Raw genomic sequence first — 26680 nt, 5'->3', positions numbered from 1 at the left:
GTATCTGGGGGCAAAAGACATGGTATGATGTTACTGTGCTCGTGTCTAACCAGCTCAAATAAAGGATGATTGGGTTAATGAGTAAACGAATTTTGATTGTCGACGATGATGAAAAAATCGCAAAACTGATCGAGATATATTTAACGAACGAAGGATACGAAGTGCTGAGGGCGGAGGACGGCTTGCGGGCGCTGGAGATCACCGAACAGGACGAGGTGGATTTGGTGATCCTTGACGTGATGCTCCCCGGGCTTGACGGTATCTCCGTCTGCATGAAGATTCGCGAATCGCATACGACGCCGATCTTAATGCTGAGCGCCAAGGATGGCGACATGGACAAGATTACCGGGCTGATGACCGGAGCGGATGATTATATGGTCAAGCCGTTTAATCCGTTGGAGCTGGTCGCGCGCGTAAAATCGCTGCTGCGCCGCTCTTCGTATGCGGCACAGCCGTCTGGGTCGCCGCAATCGCCGCAGGAACATATCATCAAAATCGCTTCGCTTGCGATCGATAAAGAGACGCACACGGCAACGGTGGACGGCAACCCGCTGAAACTAACGCCGATCGAATTCGGTATTTTGCATTTGCTGGCCAGCCATCCCGGGCGAGTGTTTGGTTCCGAGGAGATCTTCGAGCTGATCTGGAAGGATAAATACCTGGACAGCAGCAATTCCGTCACGGTGCATATCAGCCGTCTCCGGGACAAGCTGGAGAAGGAGATGGACGGGGAGAAGCTGATCCGTACCGTGTGGGGGGTCGGCTACAAACTTGAAAGCTAGTCTGCGGTTTTTGGCTTGGTTGTTTTGGACGATCGTCGCCTCGTTAATCTCGCTGTTCCTGCTCATTTTGCTGGCGCGTTTATTTTTCTTCTTCTTTCCTAGCATGACGGTATACAACGTGGTGTTATGGATCAACCGAAACATCGGTTTCCCGGAAGCGTATTATTTGACCGGCGTACCGATCCTCATGTTGTTTTCCTTGTATTTTTACCGCCGCAGCCTCCGCCGCCAAGAGAAGAAATACCTGGAGCTGCTGATTGAGGAAGTCCATAAAATCGAAGCCGGTTCCGTGCGGAAAATTCCCGTGGAGAACGTCGGCCAGCTCGGCCAGCTCGCCACCGACATCAACCGGATGGTCGATCGGCTGGTCACTTCGATTGAGGACGAGCGGCGGGCGGAGCAAACAAAAAACGAGCTGATCACCAACGTATCCCATGATTTGCGCACGCCGCTCACCTCGATTACCGGATATTTGGGGCTGATCGAGGAGGACCGGTACCGCGACGAGGTCGAGCTGCGATATTACGTCAGCATGGCCTACGAAGAGTCGCTGCGGTTGAAGCAGCTGTTGCAGGACCTGTTCGAATATACCCGGATGCAGAACAAAGAGATGAAGCTGCAGATCACGCGGATCAATCTGGCGGAGATGCTCCACCAAATGGCGGCCCATTTCGGCTGGCAACTGCAGGAGAACGGCATGGAATGCCGGCTGTACCTGCAGGGGCCGCTGTACGTTCAAGCGGACGGGGACAAGCTTCGCAGGGTGTACGAGAACCTGATGACCAATGCGATCCGGTATGGTCATGACGGCAAATATTTGGACATTCGCGGCTGGCAGGAAGGCGAAGAGATCGTTACGGAGGTCGTCAATTACGGCGACCCGATTCCGACGGCGGATTTGCCGCATCTGTTCGACCGCTTCTACCGCGTCGAGAAGTCGCGCGCTTCCCAGACGGGGGGCTCCGGCATCGGCTTGGCGATCGCCAAGCATATCGTCGAATTGCATCAAGGGGCGATCTCGGCGGACAGCAACGAATACCGCACCGCGTTTAGGGTCCGTTTACGCCGGGACGGCGCTTGAATACCAGCTAGATTCGCCCATGACGCCGAAAGGCGTCTTTTTGTTTAACGAAAACGCAGTAAATTCTTAAGGAAAACTTAACAATTTCTTAGTCGGGACGCAAACTCTGTTCGGCATAATGGACGAAGCAAGGCGAAGATAAAGACAGCCTTGCCCTGAAAGCCGGGAGAAAGTGAGGAATCAATTGATGAAGACTCGTTCTATGGATTTGCTATACCGCGAATATAAAAATGACGTATTTCGATATTTGTATAGTATGTGCCGCAACTCGCATATCGCCGAGGATTTGATGCAGGAGACGTTTTGCCGGGCGCTGATGCACCTTAATGAGGCGGAGGGGAAAAGAGCCAAAGCCTGGCTGCTTCGCGTCGCTCATAATGCTTATATCGACTTGCTGCGCAAGGAGAGCCGTTCCTCGACTTATGAGAATGAATTTTTTCACCGCTACCCGAGCGACGATACGCCGGAGAAATCCGTGCTTGGCGAGGAAAACCGCCGGGAACTGTATGCACAGTTGTCCCTGCTACAGCCGAACCAGCAGCATGCAGTGCTGCTGTATGATGTACATGGATTCTCTTATCAGGAATCGGCGGATCTGATGGGCATTTCCTTATCTCATTTCAAAATCCTGTTGTACCGCGCCAGACAGAAGCTGCGCCGGTCTCGGGAAACGGCCTAATCCTACTTATATGATCAACATGAGGCTGCCTTCGGGTGGCCTTTTACGTTTGTTCTCTGTTCATATCGGCGCTTTTGATGTAGGATATTACCAGAAATCGCCTGAACAAAAAGGAGGACTCGTCTCATGTCTACTTTGCCTAATCATCTGCAGGAAACCGTAACGTTAAATAACGGGGTTCACATGCCTTGGCTGGGGCTTGGCGTCTTTAAGGCCAAAGAAGGCGATGAAGTGGTGCAAGCCGTCAAGTCGGCCATCCGCCATGGATACCGCAGTATTGATACCGCTTCCGCTTACCGCAATGAAGAGGGAGTTGGGCAAGCCGTCCGGAGCGCGCTGCAGGAGAATAACCTTCGGAGGGAAGATGTGTTTATCACGTCGAAGGTCTGGAACTCGGAGCAGGGGTACGAGACTACGTTGAAGTCTTTTGACGACAGTCTGAAGCGGTTGGGGCTCGACTATCTGGATTTGTTCCTGGTGCATTGGCCGGTGAAGGCGAAATACAAGGACACCTGGCGGGCGCTCGAAAAAGTGTATGCCGAAGGCAAGGTGCGCGCGATCGGCGTCAGCAATTTCCAGATTCATCATTTGGAAGACCTGTTGTCCGAAGCGAAGGTCGTGCCGGCCGTCAACCAAGTCGAGTTCCATCCTTACCTGACTCAAAAAGATCTGCTCGGGTATTGCCGGGAGAAAGGCATTCAGCTGGAAGCCTGGTCGCCGCTGGGCCAAGGTCATTTGCTGGAACATGTAACCTTGCAAGGGATCGCAGCTAAGTATGGAAAAACCGCGGCTCAGGTCATTTTGCGCTGGGATTTGCAGCTTGGCGTGGTTACGATCCCGAAATCGGTGAACGAAACGCGGATCATCGAAAATGCCGATCTATTTGACTTCGAATTGAGTGCAGCGGATATTGAGGCGATCGACGGGTTAAATCGCAACAAACGCTTCGGTTCAGACCCCGATAACTTCAAGTTCTAGATAGATACGATCATCGATTACAAGTCCATAAAGCGAGGTAAAGATGAACCAGACAACCGCCGTCAAAACGGCAAATCCCGCATTAACGGTGTATCCGATTCTGTTTGCGATCAGCACCGTGCATTTGTTAAACGATACGATGCAATCGGCGATTCCCGCCTTGTTTCCGGTTTTGCGCGAATCGCTGCTCTTATCCTACGGCCAAATCGGCTGGATTTCGTTCGCGATGAACATGACGGCCTCCGTGTTTCAGCCTTTGGTAGGTCTGTACTCGGATGTTCGACCCCGGCCCTACATCTTGCCGCTGGGGGTTTGCTTTACGCTGGCAGGCATCGTGATGTTGGCTTTTGCCCCAAGCTATGCGTTCATTCTGCTTGCGGTCACCTCGATCGGGCTGGGATCGTCGGTATTCCATCCCGAGTCGTCGCGCGTGGCTTATTTGGCGGCCGGTCCGAGGCGCGGGCTGGCTCAGTCCATTTTTCAGGTCGGCGGAAACATCGGGGCTTCATTAGGGCCGATCATGTCGGCTTTGATTTTTATCCCGTTGGGACAGACCAGCGTGGTATGGTTCGCCTTGGCGGCAGTCGCAGCGATCGTCATTCAGTTTTACGTGGCAAAATGGTACGGCGGGCAGGATCTGAAGCCGCGCAAGCCCCGCGCTGCCGGTTCGGCGGCCCCGGGGGGAGCCGTTCGGCCGAAGAGCAGCCTCAGCCGGGGGAAGGTCATGTTGGCCATCACCGTGCTGGTCCTGCTGCTGTTCTCCAAAAACGTGTATTCGATCAGCATCTCAACGTTTTATTCGTTTTTCCTCATGGACCATTATGGCGTAGCCAAGGAAACGGCCCAATGGTACATCTTCGCCTTTTTGGCCGCGGCGGCGGTCGGCACGTTTTTCGGCGGCCCGATGGCGGACCGCTACGGCCGGCGCAACATCATTTGGGTATCCATTCTCGGGACGGCGCCGTTTTCGTTGCTCCTGCCTTATGCCAATCTGTTCTGGTCGGGTGTGCTGGTCGTCATTGCCGGCTTTATCATGTCCTCTGCCTTCTCGATCATCGTCGTGTATGCACAGGAGCTGGTGCCGGGGAAGGTGGGACTTATCTCGGGCCTGTTCTTCGGCCTATCGTTTGGACTTGGCGGCCTAGGCTCCGCCGTGCTTGGGAACTTTGCCGATCAGGCAGGCATTTTGTTCATCATGCAGGTCTGCTCCTTGCTGCCGCTGATCGGCTTGCTCGCGGTGCTGCTGCCGAAGGATGAGGCCTTAAAGCAACAGGAGGCGACAAGCTGATGATATCCACGATAGCGGATGCGTCTAGCTTGCGTGAAGCGATTCGCCAGCAACCTGAAATGATGGCCGATTTGCGGCTCGTTGCCGATCTGGGTCTGCCTCAGGGCTGCATCGCAGCCGGTTATATTCGCAACTTTGTCTGGGACGTGCTTCACGGCTATGCCGAGCGGACGCCGTTGCACGATGTAGACGTTTTGTATTACGATCCGGTCTGTTTGGATGAAGAAGCAGAGAAAGCCTATGACGCCCGGCTTCGCGAACGGAATCCGCAGCTGAATTGGTCGGCGAAAAATCAGGCGCGCATGCATCTGCGTAATGGTACGGCGCCTTACCGCTCGGTCGAGGACGCAATGCAGCACTGGCCTGAGACGGCGACGGCGGTTGGCGCGCGCTTGAACGGTGCGGGAGAAGTCGAGCTGATTGCGCCTTTGGGTTTAACCGACCTTCTGGCGCTCCGAATTCGGCAGGGCCCGTATTTTCGCGATCACGCCGCGTTCCGGCAGCGGGTCAACGGCAAAGCCTGGCTCAGCCGCTGGCCGAGGTTGGTGTTGGTTGAGGAGGAGGAGAGGGCAATACGCACTCGCTCATGCGATGATCGGGAACCCTCGCCAAGTTCGAACGGACTCAAATGACGCTAATTTGAGTATTCACGCTTGAAATGGATGGATAACGGACTCCAGCGACCTTATATCCGAGGATTAGCTTCTTTCGTGACAATCCCAGGGTCAATAACGTCATTGGGGTCCGTTCGATTTTTTACAAGTACGAAATCGTCCGAATAAGGTCTGTGAGGTCCGTTTCATGGTAAAATTTGATTGTTAACGGTTTTGATCCATACATAGGGAGAGTAGGATGCATGAAGAACTCGAAAGGTTATTTCTATTATTTCGTTTGGATGCTCGGAGCGCTGGTTCTGATGTATTACGGAAATCAGTTTACCGACATGATGAATCACAAGACGCAAACGCTGGATAAAATCGATTACGGTTTGATCGGCAAAATCGTGTACGGGCTGGCGTTTGGTCTGTACTTAAGCTTCCTGAACGGATTCCCGAACCGGCGGAAGTTCCATCGCCCGCTGTTTGCGTTCGTATTTGTGCCGAGTTTCCTGCTTCTGATCTATCCGATCGTAACGATCTATGTCAAACAGATTTATATTGTAGGTTATTTCGAAATTGTTAGAGACCCGCAGTTGTTTTTCTTCGGTATGTTAAGCGCTTTGTCTTTGATGAAAAGCACGTTTACGACCCGTTAATAGGGAATTTTCCGGTGATGGAGGGAATAGGGAATGGCAAAAATCTTGGTGCTGGGCGGTTCACGTTATTTCGGCAAAAGACTGGTTAACCTGCTGGCAGGTTCAGGTTTGCATGATGTCACGGCGGCGACTCGCGGACAAACGGAGGTGCGTTTCGATGCGCCGGTCACACAGCTTCGTCTGGATCGAACCGACGAGAACTCGCTGCGAGAGGCGGCTGCGGCTGGACCCTGGGATATCGTGTACGATAACATCTGTTATTCGCCGGACGAAGCGCTGGCCGCGGTACGGGCTTTCAAAGGGCGCGTTGGGCATTATATCTTGACCTCCACCTTATCGGTATATCAGTTAGGCAAAGTGCCCTTGGCCGAAGCGGACTTCGATCCCTACGGTTATGAGCTGAAACTCGGGGATAAACAGGCTTTCGATTATGGGGAAGGGAAGCGACTGGCTGAAGCTGCTTTGTTCCAGCAGGCTGATTTTCCGGTGACGGCGCTGCGGATTCCGATCGTTTTGGGGCCGGATGATTATACGCGCCGGCTGCATTTTCATGTTGAGCATGTACAGCAAGGGCTGCCGATCGGCGTACCTAACCTGGAAGCGGCGATGTCTTTCATTACGTCAGCAGAGACGGCCAAGTTTCTGGCTTGGCTGGGGGAAACCGGGGTTACGGGGCCAATGAACGCCTGCTCGGATGGGAATATTACCATTGGCGGCATCGTCCGCTTAATCGAAAACATCACCGGAAAACCGGCTTTGATCGAGAGCGAAACGGCTCAGGAGCATCAGTCTCCGTTTGGCGTCCCGGCTTCATGGGTGATGGACAATACGAAAGCGCGGGAAGCCGGGTACCGGTTTGAGGCGCTGGACGACTGGCTGCCGGGGTTAATCCGGCACATTGCTGCAATTGGACAGAAGGAGTGACATTCGAGACATGTCTTTGGCAAATCGAACTATCATCGTAACGGGAGCGGGCCGAGGGATCGGCCGCGGCGTGGCGGAAGCTTATGCCCGGGAAGGCGCGTTCGTCGTGTTGGCGGAGCTGAATGAGGAAACGGGCAGAGCGGCGGCAGAGGCGATCCGCCAAGCGGGGGGCCATGCGCGATTCGTGCCTTGCGATGTACGGAAGGAAGCGGATATCGTTCGCTTAATGGAAACGGCCGAGCGCGAGCTGGGACGGATCGATATTCTCATCAACAATGCGGGAGTATCCCGGTTTAAATCAACTTATGAGCTCACGGTGGAAGAATGGGACGACGTGCTGAACACCAACGTGCGGAGTACGTTTCTGGCTTCCCGCGAGATGGCGAAAAGAGTGAAGGGGAGCGGCCGCGGCGGGGCGATCGTGAATATTTCCTCCACTCGGTCGATCATGTCCGAACCGGGTTCGGAAGCGTATGCCGCTTCCAAAGGGGCCATCGTGTCGATCACGCATGCGCTGGCCGTATCGCTTGGTCCGGATGGCATCCGCGTAAACTGCATCAGCCCGGGTTGGATCGAAACCGGGGATTACGGCGCGCTCCGCGAGATCGACCACGAGCAGCATCCGGCGGGACGGGTCGGAACTCCGGCGGATATTGCCCGGGCTTGCCTGTATTTGACTCACCCGGACAATACGTTCGTGACCGGCGCACATTTGGTGGTGGACGGCGGGATGTCGCGGAAGATGATTTACGAGCCCTAGTACGACGCGGTTAACCTATCCGCTTTATCCGATCCAACCGAGAATTGCCCCGCCCGCCGCTCCGGCAACAACCACTACCCACGGCGGCAGTTTCCAGAACATTAGCATGGCGAATAACAGCAAAGCGACGATGAAATCGCCGGTTCCCTGCACGGAGGACACCCAGATCGGATCGTATAAGGCGGCGAGCAAGATGCCTACAACCGCGGCGTTTACGCCCTGAAGCGCGTACCCCACCTTAGGGATGCCGCGCAGCCGATGCCAGAAGGGAAGTACCCCAACGACCAGCAGGAACGCCGGAAGAAAAATTGCGATGGTAGCCAGTATGGCGCCGGGGACGCCGTGGATGGACGCCCCCAGATAGGAGCCGAAGGTAAACAGCGGACCCGGAACGGCCTGAGCTGCACCATATCCGGACAGGAAGTCCGCTTCGCCGATCCAGCCCCGAGGGACGACTTCGCTTTGCAACAAAGGCAACACGACATGACCGCCGCCGAAGACGAGCGAGCCCGCACGGTAGAATACGTCGAACAGCTGCAGCCCGAGGTTCGGCCACCATCGGCTGACCAATGGCAGCAGCCCAAGCAAACCAACGAAGGCGGCCAGGCTTGCGACAGCCCAGGAGCGGCGGAGGCGGATGCCGTTTTGCGGCTCCTCGCCGGGGTGTGCAGGCGAAGCACCTGAGGCTGGGCTGCTGCGGTACAGCCATAAGCCGACCAGCGCGGACGCCGCGATGATCAGCACCTGCGTCAGGCCGATTGGCCAGAGCAAGGTGGCGGCGGCGGCCAAGGCGGCGATGGTCGCTCGACTGCGCCCGGCGGCGAGCTTCACGCCCATGCTCCACACCGCCTGAGCGACGATGGCGACCGCCGTGAGCTTCAGGCCGTGCAGCCAACCGCTGTCGGCAAGCGCCGTCCCTTGCAGCAGCAGGGCAAACAGCACAAGCACCACGGCGGAGGGCAGCGTGAAACCGACCCAAGCTGCCAAAGCGCCGGCTATACCGCCTCGGTACAGGCCGATGCCCATGCCAACCTGGCTGCTCGCCGGTCCCGGCAGGAATTGGCATAACGCGACCAGTTCGGCATATTTTTGTTCCCCGATCCATTTGCGTTTGTTCACATACTCCTCATGAAAATAGCCAAGATGGGCGATCGGTCCGCCAAAAGAGGTTAATCCCAGCTTGGAGGAGACGGCGAAGATCTCGAACATGCGGCGGAGCCGCCCGGAGTTCGGTTGTTCCATCGAAGTGGGGGTTACTTGATCAGACTGCAAGCAGTGCAGCTCCTTTCCATGTATCTACATGCGCCCAATGGCGTTTTTTTCCTCATCATATCATTTTATTGTTAACGGAGCGTAAGCATGAGACCCAGCGGGTGCTAAATAGAGCTACTCAAAATGAATCCTGGTGGTATAATTAGGAAAAGATGAATCGTTTTTCAAGGAGCTGTGGATGTGATAAAGCCAAATGTCTTCATTGGATCTTCAAGAGAAGCGATGGCGATCGCGAACGGGATCCATGCCCAAATCAACCGATACGCCCAGGTCACCCCATGGTATGCCGGCGCATTCGGAGGCAATGACTACACGATGGAGTCTCTTGAAAAACAACTCCGCAAGAATGATTTTGGAATTTTCATTTTTGCGCCGGACGACGTCGCTCTTTATCGGGGAAAATTTGTTTTGATCACCCGGGATAATACGCTCTTTGAAATGGGTTTGTTTTGGGGGAGATTGGGGCGGAGACGGGTGTACGCGATTATCCCCCAAGAGGTCAAAGAGAGTGAAGAACTTATCCCGGGGAAGAAAATATCGGAATATCATCTTCTATCCGATCTTCAAGGTTTAACTTTGCTGAGTTATGAGGTACGAACGGACGGAAACGATGAGGCGGCTGTAGCCGTAGCGTGCCAGCACCTGATCAAAGCCATTCAGGCCGAAGGCTATTACCAAGACCCGCGCGTCGATATTGCGAAATTGGAGTTGGAGCTGGAACGTAAACGCCGGATCCTGCATCTCTTCTGGACTTATAACAAGAATCTTTCTGCACCCGACGAGCAGGAGCGTTACAACTCTTTGAGCGAGGCCATTCGGACGTCGATCCTTCCACCTCCTGATTATCTCGTAACCGGCGCTGCACTCTGGAAAGCGCAAGGAGATGACGGGATCGGGCAAGTGGGCGGGAATGTCGGCAAGGGCAGGTTTTTCACCTTTCACGAAAATCAAGTCCGAGTAGAATCCGGGCAGCAGCCGATCTACGTGTTAGATGCGTTTTTAACCTCAAAATGGGCTTTTTTTAACCGGCTTGAAGTTGAACAGGTATACATCCTATGCTATCCTTTAGGTAAAGAACATGTTCTCTCGGTTCATTTTTCCGGCAGGCATAACTTGACCGAGGATCAGTTAGGGATCATCGTTTCGAATAATAATGAACTCTTGCGAACCATTCATTATATCCTTGGAGGGGATTCAGTATGAAGCGGAATCATTTGAAACGCAATCAGGGAGACGCCCCGGTTTCCAAAGCTTCAAAGCGTCCGTCCCCGTCGATGTTGATGGATGCGAAGAGCCCGAAGGGACGAAAGGCTCCAACTAGCCGTTCCAAAGGCATTCTCTATATTGGTCCTTCCGTCGAAGGTGGAGATAAGGAATACGTTAAGGTGCTCACGGGAGACGTGGATTTGAGAAAACCTTCCTTCGTTTAAACCTTGAGTCATCCCAAGCTCCCATGGTCATCATGGGGGCTTTTTTATCTGCATAAAATTTACTTCGGCCTTCGCCTATGCCAAAATGAAAGGGAACCTTTCCCGCTAATCTTAACAATTCAATGAAATGTACCCTCAGGAGGATAACATGATGCGCATCGGAATCATCGGACTCGGCGATATCGCGCAAAAAGCGTATTTGCCGGTCATTACGGCGAGGGAGGATATCGACCTCGTCTTTAGTACGCGAAATCAAGAGACCCTGTCAAGGCTGGCGGCAAAATACCGCGTCCCGGAAACGGCGGGCAACGTGGACGAGCTGGTGAAATCCGGCGTGGATGCAGCGTTCGTCCATTCGGCAACGGAGTCCCATCCGGCCATTGTGGAGCGGCTGATCGAGAACGGAATCCACGTCTACGTAGATAAGCCGATTGCTTACCAGTTCGAGGAGTCCAAGCGGCTGAGCGAGCTGGCTGAACGGAAAGGCGTGCTGCTCATGACCGGCTTTAACCGCCGGTTTGCCCCGATGAACGCGGCCTTGAAGGAGCAGCCGGACCGCCGGCTGGTGCTGTTGCAGAAGAACCGTACCCCTTCGCCGGATTATGCCCGCCGTTTCGTGCTGGACGATTATATCCACGTGGTGGATACCCTGCGGTTCCTGGCACCGGCTGAAGCCCGGAACTTCCACGTCTCAACCCGGGTTCAAGATGGGAAGCTGTACCATGTCACGCTCCAGCTGGAGGGTGAAGGCTTCACCTGTATCGGAATCATGAATCGCGACTCGGGGACCAACGATGAAATCCTCGAGGTGATGAGCCCCGGCCAGAAGTGGCGGGTGGACGGGCTGAACACGACCGAGCATTTTGCCGGCGGCGAAGCCAAACGTTCGACCTTCAAAGACTGGGATCCGGTATTGTATCGGCGTGGATTCGTGCAAATCATCGACCATTTCATCAACTGCGTTCGCGATGGTAAGGCCCCGGCTATCTCGCTGCAGGACTCGCTGGAAACCCACCGGCTGTGCGAGGAAATCGTGAAGAGCGCGGAGGCGAACGGCGCTTTGGCTTGGGAGCGGTCGCTTTGAAACATTACCGTCTCGAACAACGTAGAACAGGATAGCGAAACCATTCTAGCCGGAAGGCCGTTCCGGCGGTGAAGGAGGAAATTAGCTTGTTCGAGGATTTAAATGTGCGGATGGCGGAACTTAAAGAAAAAGGCCGGAACCAGGAGAAATGGCAACGGCGCCTCAAGGATCTGCAGCAGGAGCTGCCCGGACTGGAAGAAGAACGCAGCCGTTGGCAGAAAAGGCTGGCCGCAGAGGAAGAGGACGTCCGTAAGCTGTCGGCCATGACGCTGTCCAATTTGCTGGCTACCGTACTTGGCAACAAGGCCGAGAAGCTGGATCGGGAGCAGCGGGAAGTGTTGGAGGCGAAGGTGAGGTATGACGCCGCCGATGCGGCGGTTCGCGACATGGAGCGGGAAATTTCCGATATCGAGCGGAGGCTGCTAGATCTCGGTTCTTGGCGGAACGAGTACGAGCGGGTTTTTCAAGCCAAGGAACGGCAAATTCTAGAGGAGAATCAGGAGCTGCGGGACCTGGCTGAACGCGAGGCGGCCCTATCTGTGGAGCTCAAAGAGGTGAACGAAGCGGTCCGCGCCGGCCAGTCGGCTCTACATGACTTAAGCGCAGCCGAGGAAGACCTTCGTTCTGCCAAAAACTGGGGGACGTACGATATGCTGGGCGGCGGAATGTTGTCCACGCATATCAAGCACGGGCGGATTGATGAGGCGATGAGCCATCTCCATACGGCGCGGCAAAGCCTGCAGCGTTTCGAGCGCGAGCTCAAAGACATTGGGGCCAGCATTTCGACGAACCTGGAGATCGGCGGATTGTTGAAATTTTCCGATTATTTCTTTGACGATTTCTTCTCGGATTGGCTGGTGCAAGGGCGAATCAACGACAGCTTGGATCAAGTCCGGAACCAAACTTCGGCGGTAAGCGAAGTGCAACGCGAGCTGGAAACCGCCAAACGCAAGCTCGAGTCGGAACGCGCGGAAGTGCATCGCAAATATGTGCAAGCGGTGGAGCTGTACGCCTAAGGTTATACAGTTAAAGCTCAGGAACTTCAGGTTCCTGGGCTTTTTTTTGTAATACAAATGCGCCTCGGTGCAAATAGCTATAGGAAAATAGAGAAAGGGCGGCGGACATGAAGCGGACTTGGTGGAAGGAAAGCGTCGTGTACCAAATCTATCCGATCAGCTTCAAGGATTCGAACGGGGACGGTGTGGGCGATCTGCGCGGCATCCTATCGAAGCTGGATGATTTGCAGGACCTTGGGGTCGACGTGGTTTGGGTGTGTCCCATCTATCAATCGACCGGACATGATAACGGCTATGATATTAGCGATTATTGCCAAATCGATCCCGCCTTCGGCACGATGGAGGACTTCGACGAGCTGCTGGAGGGTCTGCACGCGCGGGGAATGAAGCTGATGATGGACCTGGTGCTGAACCACACCTCGGACGAACATCCCTGGTTCCTGGAATCCCGGCAGTCCACGGACAATGCCAAGCGGGACTATTATATCTGGCGGCAGGGGAAAAACGGCGGTCCACCAAACAACTGGGAGTCGTATTTCAGCGGCTCGGTCTGGGAGTATGATGAACGCACCGGCGAATATTACCTGCACTTGTATTCCAAGCACCAACCCGACTTGAACTGGGAAAATCCAGCCGTGATCCACGAAATGCACGATATGGTCCAGTGGTGGCTCCAAAAAGGCGTGGACGGCTTCCGGTTCGACGCGATCGCGCATATTGCCAAGACGAAAGGGCTGCCGGACGCGCACAATCCGCAGCAGATGCCGACGGTGCGGGCTTACGAGCTGTTCTCCAACCTCGACGACGTACATATCCTCCTGCAAAACCTGTATGATAACGTGTTGTTTTCCTATGACATTATGACGGTAGGCGAAACGTCCGGATTAGGCCCCGAGGAGGCGCTGGACTATGTGGGCGACGACCGCCGCGAGCTGAATATGACGTTCCAATTCGAGCATATGTTTCTGGATGCCGCATCTGCGGGCAGCGGAAAATGGGACATCGTTCCGTGGAAGCTGACGGACTTGAAGGAAGTCATCACCCGCTGGCAGACGGTGCTGCACGGGCGGGGCTGGAATGCCAACTATTTGGGCAACCACGATCAACCGCGTTCGGTTTCGCGGTTCGGTAACGATTCAGAGGAATACCGTGTCCTATCGGCTAAAATGCTGGCCACCTTCCTGCATATGCTGGAGGGGACGCCGTATATTTATCAGGGCGAGGAAATCGGGATGACCAACGCCGTGTTCGCATCGATTGAGGAGTATCGCGACGTGGAGACGCTCAATTTCTATGACGAGCAGCAACGAAACGGCGTCCCGGAGGCCGACATCCTGAGGGCGATCCACCTCAAAAGCCGCGATAACGCCCGAACTCCCATGCAATGGGATAACGGGCCGCAGGCTGGATTTACCACCGCAGAAGCCCCCTGGATCGGTATTAACCCGAATTACGATCGGATCAACGTTGAGGAAGCACGCCGAAACCCGGACTCGATCTATCACTACTACAAAGAGCTGATTCGATTAAGAAAACAGCATGCCGTGATCGTTTACGGCGAATACGGGCTGCTGCTTCCCGACCATCCGGAGATTTACGCGTTCACCCGTACGCTGAAAACCAGCAGGCTGCTGGTGATTTTAAACTTTAGTGCCGGCGATCCGGTGTTCGAATGGCCGGAGGAGGCCATGGAGCCGCGGGATATCGAACTCCTGATCTCCAATTACGCCCCGCAGGTTCACGAGGATCTGCGCCATTTGCGACTGCGTCCGTATGAAGCAAGAGTCTATTTGAAACGAACCTGATCATCTTCGTAAAATAGCGTAGTCTGCGGTTTCCTCGCATGCTACACTGAACACAGCAAGCGTTACGTTAATCGTTGAACGGAGGGGTAGGGCATGAAACGGATATTGGACTGCCGGGCATCGGATTTCCGGCGGATGGATCGCGAAGCCTTAAAAGGAGCGATGCTGGCGGCAGAAGGACGTACCGTGATCGCCGAAACAGTCGTTACGTCTCGCAGCCGCTGCTGCCGGAGCTAACCAACGCGGAGCTGGCGAAGGCCTTTGGCGCGGACATGATTCTGTTGAACGTTTTTGACGTGTTTCAGCCGCAGGTTCGCGGCATCGAAGCGCGAGATCTATTTGCGCCGGAAGTCGGCGGCGGGGAACAGAAGCCGGAGACGCTAAATCCGGTCACAGAACTAAAGCGGTTGACGGGGCTGCCGATCGGCATCAACCTGGAACCGGTTGACGAATCGGCCGAAGCGGTCGAGGCCCTGAACCAGCTGCCCGAAGGACGGCAGGCGACGGCACGGAGTTTAGCAGAAGCCAAACGGCTCGGCTGCGATTTCGTCTGCCTGACGGGCAACCCGAAAACCGGGGTGACCCATGAACGCATCTTGAAGGCGATCACCTTGGCCAAACGGGAATTCGGCGGTTTGATTCTGGCAGGCAAAATGCACGGAGCCGGCACTCGCGGCAGCGTCCTTGACCGCGAGTCGGCGATCGGGTTCGCCGAAGCCGGTGCGGACGTCGTCCTGCTGCCTGCCCCGGGGACGGTTCCCGGCGTACGCGAAGAGGAGCTGGCCCGGACCATCGCGGAAGTTAAGGCGAGGGGGGCACTGGCTTTAGCGGCCATCGGCACGAGCCAGGAAGGCGCGGACGAAGCGACGGTCCGGGAGATCGCGCTTAGCGCCAAACGGGCCGGCGCGGACGTATTCCACATCGGGGATGCGGGTTTCGCCGGAATGGCCGTACCGGAAAACATTCAAGCGTTATCGATCGCGATCCGCGGGCGGCGGCACACCTACGTACGTATGGCCGCTTCGCCGGTGAGGTAACGCCTATGCGCATCGGAGTCGTATCGGATACGCATATGCCGCGCCGCGGGGCGGAGCTGCCCGCGAAGCTGCGACAAGCGTTGAAAACCTGCGACCTGATTCTCCACCTGGGGGATTGGGTGACGATGGACGTCTATGAACAGCTCGCCGCATTAGCGCCGGTAGACGGGGTGGCCGGCAATAATGATCCGGTGGACATCATCCGCCGGTTCGGGCAGCATAAAATTCTTGAGCTGGGCGGAAGACGGATCGGGCTAACTCATGGCCATCTGCCCGGAGGAGGACATGGGGCCAGAGACAACGCCGAGCGCGTTTTTGCGGGCAAGCCGGTAGACGCCGTGCTGTTCGGCCATTCCCACAAGCCGTACCTTGCCGAAAGCGGGGGCGTGTTGTGGTTTAATCCCGGTTCGCCAACTGACAAGCGGCGGGAACCGAAATACAGCTTTGGCGTGCTTGAAATCACGCCTCAAGTGATCGAGGCCAGACATATTTATATGGATGCCAAAAAATGACTCGAAGTTGATCAAGAGCTGCCTTAGCAAGCCCGGGAACCGGTCGTGCTTAGGTTGGCTCTTTTTTGTTGACGGATAATTGACCACCATTTAATATAGGAATAATACTTCGTGTCCACGTTGGACGAATGGTTGTCCATTGACACTTTAATCCTTTTATCGACAAAAGCGTTAATCGGATCATGCTTTACTGCTCCATTCTTGCAGGGTCATCATTTATCATTTCATGAGAGAGAAAGGGGAAACGAAATATGAAGAAGAAGCTTGGAGTTTTACTTGCCATGTCGCTGCTGTTGGTGGGCGTGGTCGCTTGCGGCAACAACACGAACGGGAACGGGGGGAATGCAGCCAACGGAGGAAATGCTGGCGGCACCGGAACGGAGAACTCCGCGGGAGCGGGGAATGCAGCGGAGCCAACCAAGGATTCCTACAAAATCGCCATTTCGCAAATCGTGGAGCATCCTTCCCTGGATGCGACGCGGGAAGGATTTTTGGCCGCTTTGAAAGACGCGGGCATCGTTGAAGGCGACAATTTGGAGCTGGATTATAACAACGCGCAAGGAGATCCAACGAACAATACGACCATCGCGCAAAAAATCGCCGGCGAGAAGTACGACCTCGTCCTTGCAATCGCCACGCCTCCGGCGCAAGCCGTCGCGCAGCAGGTCAAGAATTCGCCGATCCTGTTCGCTGCGGTGACGGATCCGATCGATGCCAAATTGGTCGACAATTTGGATCATCCGGGCGGGAACATTTCCGGCGCTTCGGATACGAACCCGGAGGCGATTACCAAGCTGATGGACTTCATCGCCGCGAATTTCAAAGACGTGAAATCGGTCGGACTGGTCATCAACCAGGGCGAACCGAATGCGGTCGTTATGGCAGACCATGCAGAGAAGGCTTTGGACGCCCACGGCATCAAATTGGTTAAAGCCTCGGTTACCAATACATCGGAAGTCAAACAAGCAGCCGAATCGCTCGTTGGCCGGGTAGATGCGCTGTACATTACGCTGGACAACATGGTAGTCGAAGCGGTCAGCACGATCATCCAGGTCGCAAACGAAAACGATATTCCATTCTTCTCGAGCGACCGGGATACGGTGGAGAAGGGCGCTTTTGCCACGATTGGATTTAAATACTACGACCATGGCTACCAAGTAGGGCAAATGGCGGTGGACGTGTTGAAAAACGGCAAAAAGGTCGGCGACCTGAAAGTCACCGTGCCGGATAAGCTTGACTTGATCATGAACTTGAAAGCGGCGGCCGAACAAGGCATCGAAGTAACGGACGCCATGAAGGACCAAATCACGGACCAAGCAAACAATCTGATCGAATAGGCAGCACTCGCTCCTAATTTCTCGAGGAGGTACTCATCATGTTGAACTCGCTGCTCGGGGCGCTGGAATCCGGCCTGCTGTACGCGCTCATGGCGCTTGGCGTCTACATTACGTTCCGGATTCTCGATTTTCCGGACTTGACTGTGGATGGAAGCTTTACGACCGGCGGCGCCATCGCGGCCGTGATGATCACGGGGGGAAGCTCGCCGTGGATCGCCACGATCGCGGCTTTCCTTGGCGGCTTGGCCGCCGGGGCCATCACCGGCCTCATTCACACCAAAGGACGGATTAACGGACTGTTGTCCGGGATATTAATGATGATTGCGCTCTATTCCATCAATATGCGGATCATGGGCAAACCGAACGTAGGCTTGCTTGGGGAGGATACGCTGTTCAGCTCGGTGTCGCCACTGGTGTTCATGCCGATCGTCGTCATCGCCATCAAGCTGCTGCTCGATTTGTTCTTCCGTACGGAGCTTGGACTTGCGCTGCGCGCGACCGGCGACAACAAACGAATGATCCGCAGTTTCGGTGCCAACACGGACTACACCATCATTCTTGGGCTCAGTTTGTCCAACGGACTTGTGGCTTTGTCCGGGGCGTTGATCGCCCAGCAGTCCGGATTTGCCGACATCTCTTCCGGGATCGGGATGATCGTCATCGGGCTGGCCTCCGTTATTATCGGGGAAGCGATCTTTGGGGCGCGGACGGTGTTTTGGGCAACGCTGGCGGCGGTGCTCGGCTCGATCGTCTACCGGGTCGTTGTCGCCTTGGCGCTGCGGATCGAATGGCTGGAGCAAACGGATTTGAAGGTGATTACCGCCGTAATCGTCATCATTGCGTTAGTGCTTCCGACCGTGCAAAGAAACATGAAGCAGAAATCGATCGCCCGCCGGCGCGCCGCTGAAATCGCGCACACCCCCGGGCGCAAGAGCGTAGGGGGTGGGTTCTGATGCTGAAGTTAACCCAGGTATCAAAGCTGTTTCATCCCGGCACGCCGGACGAGAAAATCGCGCTGATCGATGTTAACCTGCATCTGCGCCCGGGCGATTTCGTAACGGTGATCGGCAGCAACGGCGCGGGCAAATCCACGCTGATGAACATGATCTCCGGCGTGATCAAGCCGGACGCCGGCGAGGTTCGCCTTGGCGGCGTCGACATCGGCCATCTCCCGGAGCATCGCCGCAGCAAGTGGATCGGCCGCGTTTTCCAGGATCCGATGGCCGGCACCGCGCCGCATATGACGATTGAGGAGAACCTGGCCATGGCCTTCTCTCGCGGAAAACCGCGCGGCTTTGCGCTCGGCGTAAACGCTAAGCGGCGAGGAATGTTCCAGGAGCAGCTGCGCCGGCTGGGCATCGGGCTGGAGAATCGGCTGCGCGCCAAGGTCGGCACGTTGTCCGGCGGGGAACGCCAGGCGCTCAGCCTGCTGATGGCGACGTTCACCGAGCCGCAGGTCCTGCTGCTCGACGAGCATACCGCCGCGCTGGACCCGGCCCGCGCCGAACTGGTGACGAAGTTGACGCAGGAGATCGTCAGCGAACTTAAGTTGACCACGTTGATGGTTACCCACAACATGGAGCAGGCGATCCGTCTGGGCAACCGTCTTATTATGATGGACGGCGGCCGCATCATCCTGGACGTGGACGATACAAAGAAAAGCGATTTGACGATGGAACGGCTGCTGGGCGAGTTCGAGCGTATCAGCGGCCACAAGTTGTCCGATGACCGCGTCATGTTGGGCAGTTAAATAACGCAACGCTTCAGGAACGCCAAGCGCGAGTAGGGTGAACGCCCCGTACTCGCGCTTTTTTGCGCGGTGTCCTACCGCGAATCGCGAACCCGCACGCTGCTGTCCCGGCGTATGCCGTCACGCAGCATCCAGCCGTGCAAAAACCATTCGAATACGCCCACAACCAGCGTAATCGCCAGCATTTCACCGAAGGATAACGTCCAATCCGCATTGGCGGCAATCGCCCACAGGAAGACGAAGACAAGCAGTGCATCCACGAGGGTCGCGACCATATTGTTCGTCCGCGGAAGGATGAAGAGATCCCCGAATAAATAGGCCAGAATGGACAACGCTAAGGCTGTCAGCAGCGCCGAAATGAACGAGGCGTTGCTTAAGAGCATCAGCATGGCGATAACAATAACCCCGTTGCCGAGGATTTTGACGAGAAATTTGTCCAAGTCCATCATCTCCTTGTTTTTATCGCTTAATTTCTCCTAACGGGGAGGCAGCTATTCACCAGCTTCTTTCTATCTAATCTCATATGACGCGGAAAGTGGGGCATCTAAATGACTCAATCGAGGGTTTATGATTGCTTGATCGTAGGGGGCGGTATTGCCGGATTGCAGGCGGCCATCCAGTTGGGACGGTATTCGGTTCACCAGGTGCTGGTCATTGACGCCGGTTATGGCCGATCCACGTTGTGTCGGCAGTACCATAACCTGCTCGGCTTCCCCGATGGCATTTCCGGCGAGGAGCTGCGCAGCCGGGGAAGGAGGCAAGCAGAGTCATACGGTGTGGAGTTTGTGTTGGACAAGGCGACCGGAGCCGAGAAACGGGAAGGGCAGTTTCGGGTCAACACGTCCAGCGGAAGGGAGTATGCCGGCAAAACGCTGCTACTAGCCACCGGCGTGCTCGATCGGTTTCCCGATGTACCAGGCATGATTCCAACGCTGGGGCTAAGCGTGTACGTCTGTCCCGATTGCGACGGATACGAGATCCAAGGCCGAAAAACGGCATTAATGGGCGCCGGCCGCACCGGCGCGGAGATGGCGCTTCTGCTGGCGGAACGTACCGGAGATTTAACCTATATCAATCACGAACGGACGAACGTTTCGCCGGAGCTAAGGCAGCAAATGGCGGAGCGGGGGATCCGCTACGAGGAAGGAGAAATCGCCGAGGTGAAGCACACTCAAGGCTTCATCCGCAGCGTGATTCTAAAGGATGGCCGAAGCTTCGCGGCCGAACGAGGGTTTATCGCTTTTGGCGGAAACGAAGTCCACTCCGGGTTAGCAAGCCAATTAGGCGTTACCATCGCCGGAAACCGGCATGTGGAAACCGACCCTCGGACGAAGCAAACGAGCGTGCCCGGCGTTTGGGCAGCGGGCGATCTCGGCTTTCATGCCGAACAAGTTAGCGTAGCGATGGGGGAAGGCTCAATTGCCGCAATTTGGATTCATAAAGCGTTAAGACCGTGCTATAATCAGTTGAACGGAGGGGATGCAGAGGATGATTCTTGAAGTAGCTCAACTACAGGTGAAGCCGGGAATGATGAATGATTTCGAAAGCAGCTTCCGCAAGGCTTCGAAACTGATTAGCCGGATGGCCGGTTATCTCGGACATGAGCTCCACAAATGCGTGGAGACGGAAAATAAGTATATCCTGTTGGTGAGATGGCAGTCGATCACCGCGCATGAGGTAGGTTTCCGTCAATCTCCCGAATACCAGGAATGGAAAGCGCTGCTTCATCATTTCTACGACCCGTTCCCAACGGTAGAACACTACGTGCATATCAAGCACGAAACGGACTAGGAGGGATGAATCATGGAACAAGCGATTTGGCGGCAGCTTGAATTCGTACGCGCGCAGACTTTAAAGCTGGCAAGATCGATTCCGGAAGAGAAGGCGTTGATTGTTCCGGCAGGTTTTCGCAATCATATTTTATGGAATTTGGGACATCTCGCTTTGGTCACGGACAAATACGCTTACTCATTTACGGGACGGACGCCGCGACTTCCGGCAATTTATCAAGAGCTATTCGCCAACGGAACGTCGCCGCTCGAATGGACCTCGGCTAGCCCAAGCTTCAACGACATTCTTACGGTGTTGGAAGCACAGCCCGAGCAGGTGAAAGCCGAATTATCCGGACAACTCGCGGAGCCGGTTCAGCCCTATTCGACTTCCAGCGGCTACCGGATCGAAACCGTAGGACAACTGTTGAACTTTACGACGTACCATGAAGGCATGCATTTTAGCATGATTAAGCTATACAACAAAATCATTTAAGGATCGTGAGCAGGTACATATGACGGAACATTTCGACTATACGATTGAAGATGCGACCCTCGCGGATTTGCCGGCTATCGTCGCGATTTACAATGAAACGATCGCCGGCCGCATGGTTACGGCGGATTTGGAGCCGGTCACGGTCGATGCAAGACGCGCATGGTATGACGAGCACTCTCCCGATTTCAGGCCGCTGTGGGTCATGAAATCCGAAGGTCGCGTGATCGCATGGCTCAGCTTTCAATCTTTTTACGGGCGTCCGGCCTACAACGGCACCGCAGAGATCAGCATCTACATCACCGAAGCATACCGGGCGCGCGGGATCGGCGGAATCTTAGTCAACGAAGCGATTGCAGCTTGTCCAAAGATCGGGGTTCATACGCTGCTTGGATTCGTGTTCGGTCACAACGACCCGAGTCTCAAGCTGCTTGGCAAATTCGGCTTCGAACGTTGGGCGCATTTGCCCCGCGTGGCCATTTTGGACGGCGTGGAACGGGATCTCGTGATCTTGGGGAAACGGGTTGCGGTTGAGGCGTAAAATGCGTTTGGGGAATGGGGAACGAATCTTTTGAACGAATGGATCAAGCAAATTACGGATTGGTTTTTGGAGACGACCCATCTGGGCGGTTATTCCATCCTCCTTCTTACGATCCCTCTTGCCGTCTTGCAGGGGATCTTCGGATTTTTTCCGTTTGCCACGATCGTGATGCTGCATATTTCCCTGCTTGGGATCATGAACGGTTTGCTGGCTAGTTGGATTGCCGGAACGGCGGCAGGTATGGTGGTATACCTGATGTGCAGGTATTTTTTTGCAGGGTGGTTTAACCGCAAGTGGATGGGCAAGCTGCAAAAATACGAGAAATGGCAAAAAGGGCTGGACCGCTATGGAGTGTGGGCAGTAATTTTTCTGCGTACGGTTCCGATCATGCCCAACAATCTGATTTCGTTTATGTCGGCGATATCCAATCTGAAGCTCAGGTCTTACACCTGGTCCAATCTGGTCGGAAATCTGTCAAGCATTTGGCTGTTTGGAATATTAAGCGCGTCAATCGTGTTTCCGGGGTTAAACCTACGGGATTTAATCCTCTCTTACGCGGCGTTTCTGCTTATTTTAGGGGTTGCCTTTATCCTTCGGAACCGCGCGATATCCAGGAAGAAAAGCGATATGACGCCTTAGCATGGATCGGGCGGTACCTTGGATAAGCTACAGAGAGAACAAGTTTGGATAGGAGGCGAACCGTTTGAACGTTCAGGAACAAGCCATATCTGGAAAACCCGCCTCGTCACGTCGAAAGCTGTTGTTTAGCGCCGGGCTCAGTTGGATGTTTGACGCCATGGACGTCGGCATCATTTCGTTTATTGCCGCCGCGCTTGCAGTGGAGTGGAGCCTGACGCCGCAGCAAACCGGTTTTTTTACAGCGATTAATTCGGTGGGGATGGCCTTTGGCGCGGCTATAGCCGGTTATATGGCGGACAAGTTTGGCCGTAAGTCGGTGTTGCTGTGGACGCTGCTGATTTTCTCCATAGCCAGCGGGTTGTCGGCCGCCGCTACGAGTTTTGCCTTGCTTTGCGTGCTGCGTTTTATCGCCGGGTTTGGCCTTGGCGGGGAACTGCCGGTCGCTTCCACGCTGGTATCCGAATCGGTGCCTGCCCCGGAACGCGGGAGAGCCGTCGTCTTGTTGGAAAGCTTCTGGGCCGCGGGCTGGATCGCATCCGCGCTGATCTCCTATTTCGTCATCCCGGATTATGGATGGCAAATGGCTTTTATCATTGGCGCCGTACCCGCGTTATATGCGTTATATTTACGCAAGTCGATCCAGGATCCCGTCCGGTATAAGGAACAGGCCGGGCAGAGGAAAGGGCAAGGCCCTTCCTTCGGCGAAAGGTTCAAGTCGGTTTGGGCTTCCCCGCACCGCCGCTCGACCGTGATGCTCTGGATTCTGTGGTTTACGGTCGTTTTTTCGTATTACGGCATGTTTTTGTGGCTGCCTTCGGTTATGGTGCTGAAAGGCTTCAGCCTGGTCAAAAGCTTCGAATACGTTCTGATCATGACGCTGGCGCAATTGCCGGGGTATTTTACGGCCGCGTATTTCATCGAGAAGTTTGGCCGCAAATTCGTACTGGTGTTGTATTTGCTGCTTACCGCGGTGAGTGCCGCCTGGTTTGGGAACGCGACCAGCGAAGGTATGCTGGTCGCCGCAGGCATTTGCTTGTCATTCTTTAATCTTGGAGCCTGGGGCGGCATGTACGCCTATACGCCGGAATTGTACCCGACCCGGGTGCGTTCGACCGGCGTTGGCCTGGCGGCTTCGTTTGGCCGAATCGGCGGCATTATCGCCCCGTACCTGGTAGGAACGTTGGTTGCCCGGGAATTCGCTATCGGCGGGATCTTCTGGATGTTCTTCGTGACGATTCTGATCGGTGCGATCGCCGTATTCTGGCTGGGGACCGAGACACGGGGGAAGGAACTGGCGGATTAAAAAACAGCAAATTGCTGCGGAAGCGCAACAATTTGCTGTCATTCAACCGTTTAATGCCTAGAAGGTATCCAGGGATTCCCCCGGTTTCAGGGCATGTCCCTGAATGCCGATTCGCGCAAGCTCTGCCGCGAACCGTTCGCCGTCTTGAGCGATGGCGTCAAAGGTGTTGTAGTGTACGGGTACCACGTGTTTGGCACCGATCCATTCGGCTGCGGTCAGGGCATCCTCCGGTCCCATCGTGAAATGGTCTCCGATCGGCAGGAATGTCAGATCGATCGTCCGGCGCGAGCTCACCAGCTTCATATCGCTGAATAAGGCGGTATCGCCGGCATGATACAACGCAAATCCGTCCAAGTCGAGCAGAATGCCCGCCGCCACGCCGAGGTATAAGTTAACGCCATCTTGGTTTACGGACGAGCTGTGCAGCGCCGGCACCCACTTCAACTTCCCGAAGGGGAACGAACGGGATCCGCCGAGGTTCATGCCTACGGTTTGCAGCCCGGCGCCAGCGAAGTAATCGGCCAGCTCAACGATGGCGATGATCGGGGCGTTGTTTCGCCGGGCGATGCTTTCCGCATCTGCGATATGGTCGGAATGACCGTGGGTCAGAAGGACATAATCGGCTTGAATGTCATCGGCCGCTGCTGCGGCCGCCGGATTCCCGGTGAGAAAGGGATCGATGATCAGCCGATGTTTGCCCGTATCCACCTGGATGCAGGAGTGTCCCCAATAAGTAATTTTCATTCCCATCACCTCTTATGGAAAAAATATCCTTCCCGTTTATTATAGCCGCTCTGGACAGGCAAGTCACATCTTGCGAAATGAGGCGCTGCATAAACGCATAGAATTTCCATATGATTGGGATGTGGCGTGCGTTTGCGGTACGTTTGAAGCTTTTCGATTCGGGTAATCTTAATTGACAAACTTTATTATTCGGAAGGAAGGACCCAGATTGAAAATCATCATTACGCAAAGTGAAGCGATGGAAAAGGGAATTTGGCCGCAAGTCAGAGCTTCGTTTGGGTTGACGAATGAGGACGAGGTTTGGGAGCAGGAACAATTTATCCTTACCGAGGAGCAGGCTCGCGAGTGGGGACTGATCCGGTAAAGGAGCTTTAGGCAAAAAGGAGGAATTTGACGTGAAAATCGAAGTGTGGTCGGATTTTGTCTGTCCGTTTTGTTACATCGGCAAACGTCGTTTGGAGAAGGCGTTGGAATTATTTGATTACCGGGATGAAATCGAAATTGTATACCGCAGCTTCGAGTTGGATCCCGGCGCCCCCAAGGATACGGAATCAAGCATCCACGAATTATTGGCGGTAAAATACGGCCTCAGCCTGCAGCAGGCGCAGGAATCGAACCGCAATGTGGCTCAGCAAGCTCGAGCGGAAGGGTTGACGTATAACTTCGATACCATCGTACCGACGAATACGTTCGACGCTCACCGATTGGCGCATTATGCCGGGCAACAGGGCAAAGCCAAGGAAATGAATGAGCGCTTGTTCCGGGCGTATTTTACGGATTCCCTGCACATCGGAGAGCAGGAAACGTTAGTGCGTTTGGCCGAGGAGGTTGGCCTGGAAGGTTCCGCGGTTCGGGATTTGCTCGAGCAAAACGCCTTAGCCGACGAAGTCCGCGAGGATGAGAATGAAGCGAGACGGCTTGGCATTCGCGGCGTCCCTTTCTTCGTGCTGCGCGGCAAGTACGCGGTGTCCGGTGCACAGCCGTTGGAAATTTTTCAAGGCGCATTATTGCGAGCTTGGGAGGATCGGGAGTAACCTCTGTCGAATAAGAAGAATAGAGGAATGCAAAAAACGCTGATCCTCGGGGATCAGCGTCTCGTTCCATGAACATAATAAAAAAATAAAACTTGTATAACCTAATGAACTGTGGTAAAATGACGGATAGCCACTCACGAAACATTCACGCAATAATCTCCTCAATAATAGCATAATACCAATCATTTGTCAAATGGAGATACAGGTTTTAGAGATATAGAATGGTTTTCGCATTTTTTTCATTTTTTAGGGTGGGGGTCTGGAAGATGACAGAGGACTTGAAGCATAACGAAATGGAATACACCGACGATCTGACGTTACCGCCAGGGATTAAAATCGACGACCCGGTAAGAATGTATTTGAAAGAAATCGGACGGGTGCCTCTGTTATCCGCTGAAGAGGAAATCCAGCTTGCGCAGCGTATCGAGAACGGTGACGAGGAAGCGAAGCGTCGTCTTGCCGAGGCCAATCTCAGGCTGGTCGTGAGCATTGCCCGCCGTTATGTCGGGCGAGGAATGGTCTTTCTGGACTTGATTCAGGAGGGCAATATGGGCCTCATTAAAGCGGTGGAGAAGTTCGATTATTCAAAAGGATTCAAGTTTAGTACCTACGCCACTTGGTGGATTCGTCAAGCCATCACCCGAGCGATCGCCGACCAGGCCAGAACGATCCGGATCCCGGTGCATATGGTGGAAACCATCAATAAGCTGATCCGCATTTCCCGGCAACTGCTTCAGGAGATCGGGCGCGAGCCTACGCCGGAGGAAATCGCCAAGGAGATGGATTTGACTCCGGATAAGGTGCGCGAGATCATGAAGATCGCGCAGGAGCCGGTATCGCTGGAAACGCCGATCGGGGAAGAAAACGATTCGAACCTGGGCGATTTCATCGAGGACCACGACGCTCCGGCACCGGCGGAAGCCGCGGCTTATGAGTTGTTGAAAGAGCAACTTGAGGAAGTATTGGATACGCTGACCGAACGCGAGGAGAATGTATTGCGGCTGCGTTTCGGCATGGATGACGGCCGGACGCGGACGTTGGAAGAGGTAGGCAAGGAGTTTGGCGTCACCCGGGAACGGATCCGCCAGATTGAAGCGAAGGCGCTGCGCAAATTGCGGCACCCGAGCCGCAGCAAGCGGCTGAAGGATTTTATGGAATAACATTGTA

At 54.9% G+C, this 26680-nt stretch carries 30 protein-coding genes and 1 pseudogene; 28 read left to right on the top strand and 3 right to left on the bottom strand.

What is annotated here, in order from left to right:
- The first annotated feature begins 77 nt into the window (after window positions 1-77).
- The 9 genes from MJ257_RS20980 to MJ257_RS20940 all read left to right on the top strand — a co-directional run bounded on the left by MJ257_RS20980 (window position 78) and on the right by MJ257_RS20940 (window position 7747).
- Window positions 78-782, top strand: a complete 705-nt coding sequence (locus MJ257_RS20980; protein ID WP_240271084.1) for a response regulator transcription factor — start codon at window positions 78-80, stop codon at window positions 780-782.
- Window positions 772-1863 (top strand): sensor histidine kinase, encoded by a 1092-nt coding sequence (locus tag MJ257_RS20975; protein WP_240271083.1) that lies wholly within the window; start codon window positions 772-774, stop codon window positions 1861-1863. The genes MJ257_RS20980 and MJ257_RS20975 overlap by 11 nt, the downstream gene beginning before the upstream one ends.
- 202 nt (window positions 1864-2065) lie before the next feature.
- Window positions 2066-2542 carry an RNA polymerase sigma factor gene (locus MJ257_RS20970; RefSeq protein WP_308193240.1) on the top strand — a complete coding sequence of 159 codons (477 nt, stop codon included), beginning with the start codon at window positions 2066-2068 and terminating at the stop codon, window positions 2540-2542.
- Window positions 2543-2677: 135 nt separating this feature from the next.
- The gene (locus MJ257_RS20965) at window positions 2678-3520 is read left to right on the top strand and encodes an aldo/keto reductase (protein ID WP_240271087.1); all 843 of its coding nucleotides are present in this window, start codon (window positions 2678-2680) and stop codon (window positions 3518-3520) included.
- A 43-nt stretch (window positions 3521-3563) separates the two neighbouring features.
- On the top strand, window positions 3564-4808 hold the full coding sequence (locus MJ257_RS20960) for an MFS transporter (protein ID WP_240271081.1): 1245 nt from the start codon (window positions 3564-3566) through the stop codon (window positions 4806-4808).
- Window positions 4808-5440, top strand: a complete 633-nt coding sequence (locus MJ257_RS20955) for a nucleotidyltransferase family protein (protein WP_240271080.1) — start codon at window positions 4808-4810, stop codon at window positions 5438-5440. The genes MJ257_RS20960 and MJ257_RS20955 overlap by 1 nt, the downstream gene beginning before the upstream one ends.
- Before the next feature lie 224 nt (window positions 5441-5664).
- Window positions 5665-6063: a hypothetical protein gene (locus tag MJ257_RS20950; RefSeq protein WP_068785892.1), complete on the top strand. Its 399-nt coding sequence runs from the start codon at window positions 5665-5667 to the stop codon at window positions 6061-6063.
- Window positions 6064-6096: 33 nt separating this feature from the next.
- Window positions 6097-6987 (top strand): NAD-dependent epimerase/dehydratase family protein, encoded by an 891-nt coding sequence (locus MJ257_RS20945; protein WP_240271079.1) that lies wholly within the window; start codon window positions 6097-6099, stop codon window positions 6985-6987.
- A gap of 10 nt (window positions 6988-6997) precedes the next feature.
- Window positions 6998-7747 (top strand): SDR family NAD(P)-dependent oxidoreductase, encoded by a 750-nt coding sequence (locus MJ257_RS20940; protein ID WP_240271078.1) that lies wholly within the window; start codon window positions 6998-7000, stop codon window positions 7745-7747.
- Window positions 7748-7771: 24 nt separating this feature from the next.
- Here MJ257_RS20940 and chrA read toward each other — a convergent pair whose 3' ends face one another.
- Window positions 7772-8989, bottom strand: coding sequence for a chromate efflux transporter (chrA, locus tag MJ257_RS20935; RefSeq protein WP_240271086.1), 1218 nt, complete (start codon window positions 8987-8989; stop codon window positions 7772-7774).
- Window positions 8990-9199: 210 nt separating this feature from the next.
- Between chrA and MJ257_RS20930 the strand changes: the two genes are divergently transcribed.
- From MJ257_RS20930 to MJ257_RS20885, 10 genes and pseudogenes are all read left to right on the top strand, one after another.
- Entirely contained in the window at window positions 9200-10222 is a 1023-nt protein-coding gene (locus MJ257_RS20930; protein ID WP_270406644.1) for a TIR domain-containing protein, read from the top strand.
- On the top strand, window positions 10219-10449 hold the full coding sequence (locus tag MJ257_RS20925) for a hypothetical protein (protein WP_240271076.1): 231 nt from the start codon (window positions 10219-10221) through the stop codon (window positions 10447-10449). The genes MJ257_RS20930 and MJ257_RS20925 overlap by 4 nt, the downstream gene beginning before the upstream one ends.
- Before the next feature lie 151 nt (window positions 10450-10600).
- Entirely contained in the window at window positions 10601-11533 is a 933-nt protein-coding gene (locus tag MJ257_RS20920) for a Gfo/Idh/MocA family protein (RefSeq protein ID WP_240271075.1), read from the top strand.
- 86 nt (window positions 11534-11619) lie between these two features.
- A complete protein-coding gene (locus tag MJ257_RS20915; RefSeq protein ID WP_240271074.1) occupies window positions 11620-12549 on the top strand; it encodes a hypothetical protein in 930 nt (309 codons plus the stop codon).
- 107 nt (window positions 12550-12656) lie between these two features.
- A complete protein-coding gene (locus MJ257_RS20910) occupies window positions 12657-14354 on the top strand; it encodes a glycoside hydrolase family 13 protein (RefSeq protein WP_240271073.1) in 1698 nt (565 codons plus the stop codon).
- 93 nt (window positions 14355-14447) lie between these two features.
- Window positions 14448-15391 (top strand): annotated as a pseudogene (locus tag MJ257_RS20905) (DUF7916 family protein).
- A 5-nt stretch (window positions 15392-15396) separates the two neighbouring features.
- Complete coding sequence (locus MJ257_RS20900) at window positions 15397-15903, top strand: metallophosphoesterase family protein (RefSeq protein ID WP_240271072.1); 507 nt, start codon at window positions 15397-15399, stop codon at window positions 15901-15903.
- 251 nt (window positions 15904-16154) lie between these two features.
- The gene (locus MJ257_RS20895) at window positions 16155-17240 is read left to right on the top strand and encodes an ABC transporter substrate-binding protein (protein WP_240271071.1); all 1086 of its coding nucleotides are present in this window, start codon (window positions 16155-16157) and stop codon (window positions 17238-17240) included.
- 38 nt (window positions 17241-17278) lie between these two features.
- Window positions 17279-18193: an ABC transporter permease gene (locus MJ257_RS20890; RefSeq protein ID WP_178022424.1), complete on the top strand. Its 915-nt coding sequence runs from the start codon at window positions 17279-17281 to the stop codon at window positions 18191-18193.
- Entirely contained in the window at window positions 18193-18990 is a 798-nt protein-coding gene (locus MJ257_RS20885) for an ABC transporter ATP-binding protein (protein WP_240271070.1), read from the top strand. The genes MJ257_RS20890 and MJ257_RS20885 overlap by 1 nt, the downstream gene beginning before the upstream one ends.
- 74 nt (window positions 18991-19064) lie before the next feature.
- Here the strand turns inward: MJ257_RS20885 and MJ257_RS20880 are convergent, their stop codons facing one another.
- Complete coding sequence (locus tag MJ257_RS20880; RefSeq protein WP_240271069.1) at window positions 19065-19436, bottom strand: DUF2512 family protein; 372 nt, start codon at window positions 19434-19436, stop codon at window positions 19065-19067.
- A gap of 102 nt (window positions 19437-19538) precedes the next feature.
- Here MJ257_RS20880 and MJ257_RS20875 point away from each other — a divergent pair, with 102 nt between their 5' ends.
- The 6 genes from MJ257_RS20875 (at window position 19539) to MJ257_RS20850 (ending at window position 23735) form a co-directional block, all read left to right on the top strand.
- On the top strand, window positions 19539-20489 hold the full coding sequence (locus MJ257_RS20875; RefSeq protein WP_240271068.1) for an NAD(P)/FAD-dependent oxidoreductase: 951 nt from the start codon (window positions 19539-19541) through the stop codon (window positions 20487-20489).
- Complete coding sequence (locus MJ257_RS20870) at window positions 20479-20781, top strand: antibiotic biosynthesis monooxygenase family protein (protein WP_178022428.1); 303 nt, start codon at window positions 20479-20481, stop codon at window positions 20779-20781. The genes MJ257_RS20875 and MJ257_RS20870 overlap by 11 nt, the downstream gene beginning before the upstream one ends.
- Window positions 20782-20793: 12 nt before the next feature.
- Window positions 20794-21255, top strand: a complete 462-nt coding sequence (locus tag MJ257_RS20865; protein ID WP_240271067.1) for a DinB family protein — start codon at window positions 20794-20796, stop codon at window positions 21253-21255.
- Window positions 21256-21274: 19 nt separating this feature from the next.
- Window positions 21275-21793 carry a GNAT family N-acetyltransferase gene (locus MJ257_RS20860; protein ID WP_240271066.1) on the top strand — a complete coding sequence of 173 codons (519 nt, stop codon included), beginning with the start codon at window positions 21275-21277 and terminating at the stop codon, window positions 21791-21793.
- 30 nt (window positions 21794-21823) lie between these two features.
- Window positions 21824-22432, top strand: a complete 609-nt coding sequence (locus MJ257_RS20855) for a TVP38/TMEM64 family protein (protein WP_178022431.1) — start codon at window positions 21824-21826, stop codon at window positions 22430-22432.
- 64 nt (window positions 22433-22496) lie between these two features.
- Complete coding sequence (locus MJ257_RS20850) at window positions 22497-23735, top strand: MFS transporter (RefSeq protein WP_270406642.1); 1239 nt, start codon at window positions 22497-22499, stop codon at window positions 23733-23735.
- A 57-nt stretch (window positions 23736-23792) separates the two neighbouring features.
- Here the strand turns inward: MJ257_RS20850 and MJ257_RS20845 are convergent, their stop codons facing one another.
- Window positions 23793-24479 carry a metal-dependent hydrolase gene (locus MJ257_RS20845; protein WP_240271065.1) on the bottom strand — a complete coding sequence of 229 codons (687 nt, stop codon included), beginning with the start codon at window positions 24477-24479 and terminating at the stop codon, window positions 23793-23795.
- Window positions 24480-24687: 208 nt separating this feature from the next.
- Here MJ257_RS20845 and MJ257_RS20840 point away from each other — a divergent pair, with 208 nt between their 5' ends.
- From MJ257_RS20840 to rpoD, 3 genes are all read left to right on the top strand, one after another.
- The gene (locus MJ257_RS20840) at window positions 24688-24843 is read left to right on the top strand and encodes a hypothetical protein (protein WP_178022433.1); all 156 of its coding nucleotides are present in this window, start codon (window positions 24688-24690) and stop codon (window positions 24841-24843) included.
- 31 nt (window positions 24844-24874) lie between these two features.
- Window positions 24875-25513 carry a DsbA family oxidoreductase gene (locus tag MJ257_RS20835; RefSeq protein ID WP_240271064.1) on the top strand — a complete coding sequence of 213 codons (639 nt, stop codon included), beginning with the start codon at window positions 24875-24877 and terminating at the stop codon, window positions 25511-25513.
- A gap of 266 nt (window positions 25514-25779) precedes the next feature.
- Window positions 25780-26673, top strand: coding sequence for an RNA polymerase sigma factor RpoD (rpoD, locus tag MJ257_RS20830; protein WP_059045062.1), 894 nt, complete (start codon window positions 25780-25782; stop codon window positions 26671-26673).
- The last annotated feature ends 7 nt before the right edge of the window (window positions 26674-26680 follow it).

It is taken from the genome of Paenibacillus timonensis (genome assembly GCF_022427145.1).
GTDB lineage: Bacteria > Bacillota > Bacilli > Paenibacillales > Paenibacillaceae > Fontibacillus > Fontibacillus timonensis.
This window is presented reverse-complemented; position numbering and strand designations above follow the sequence as displayed.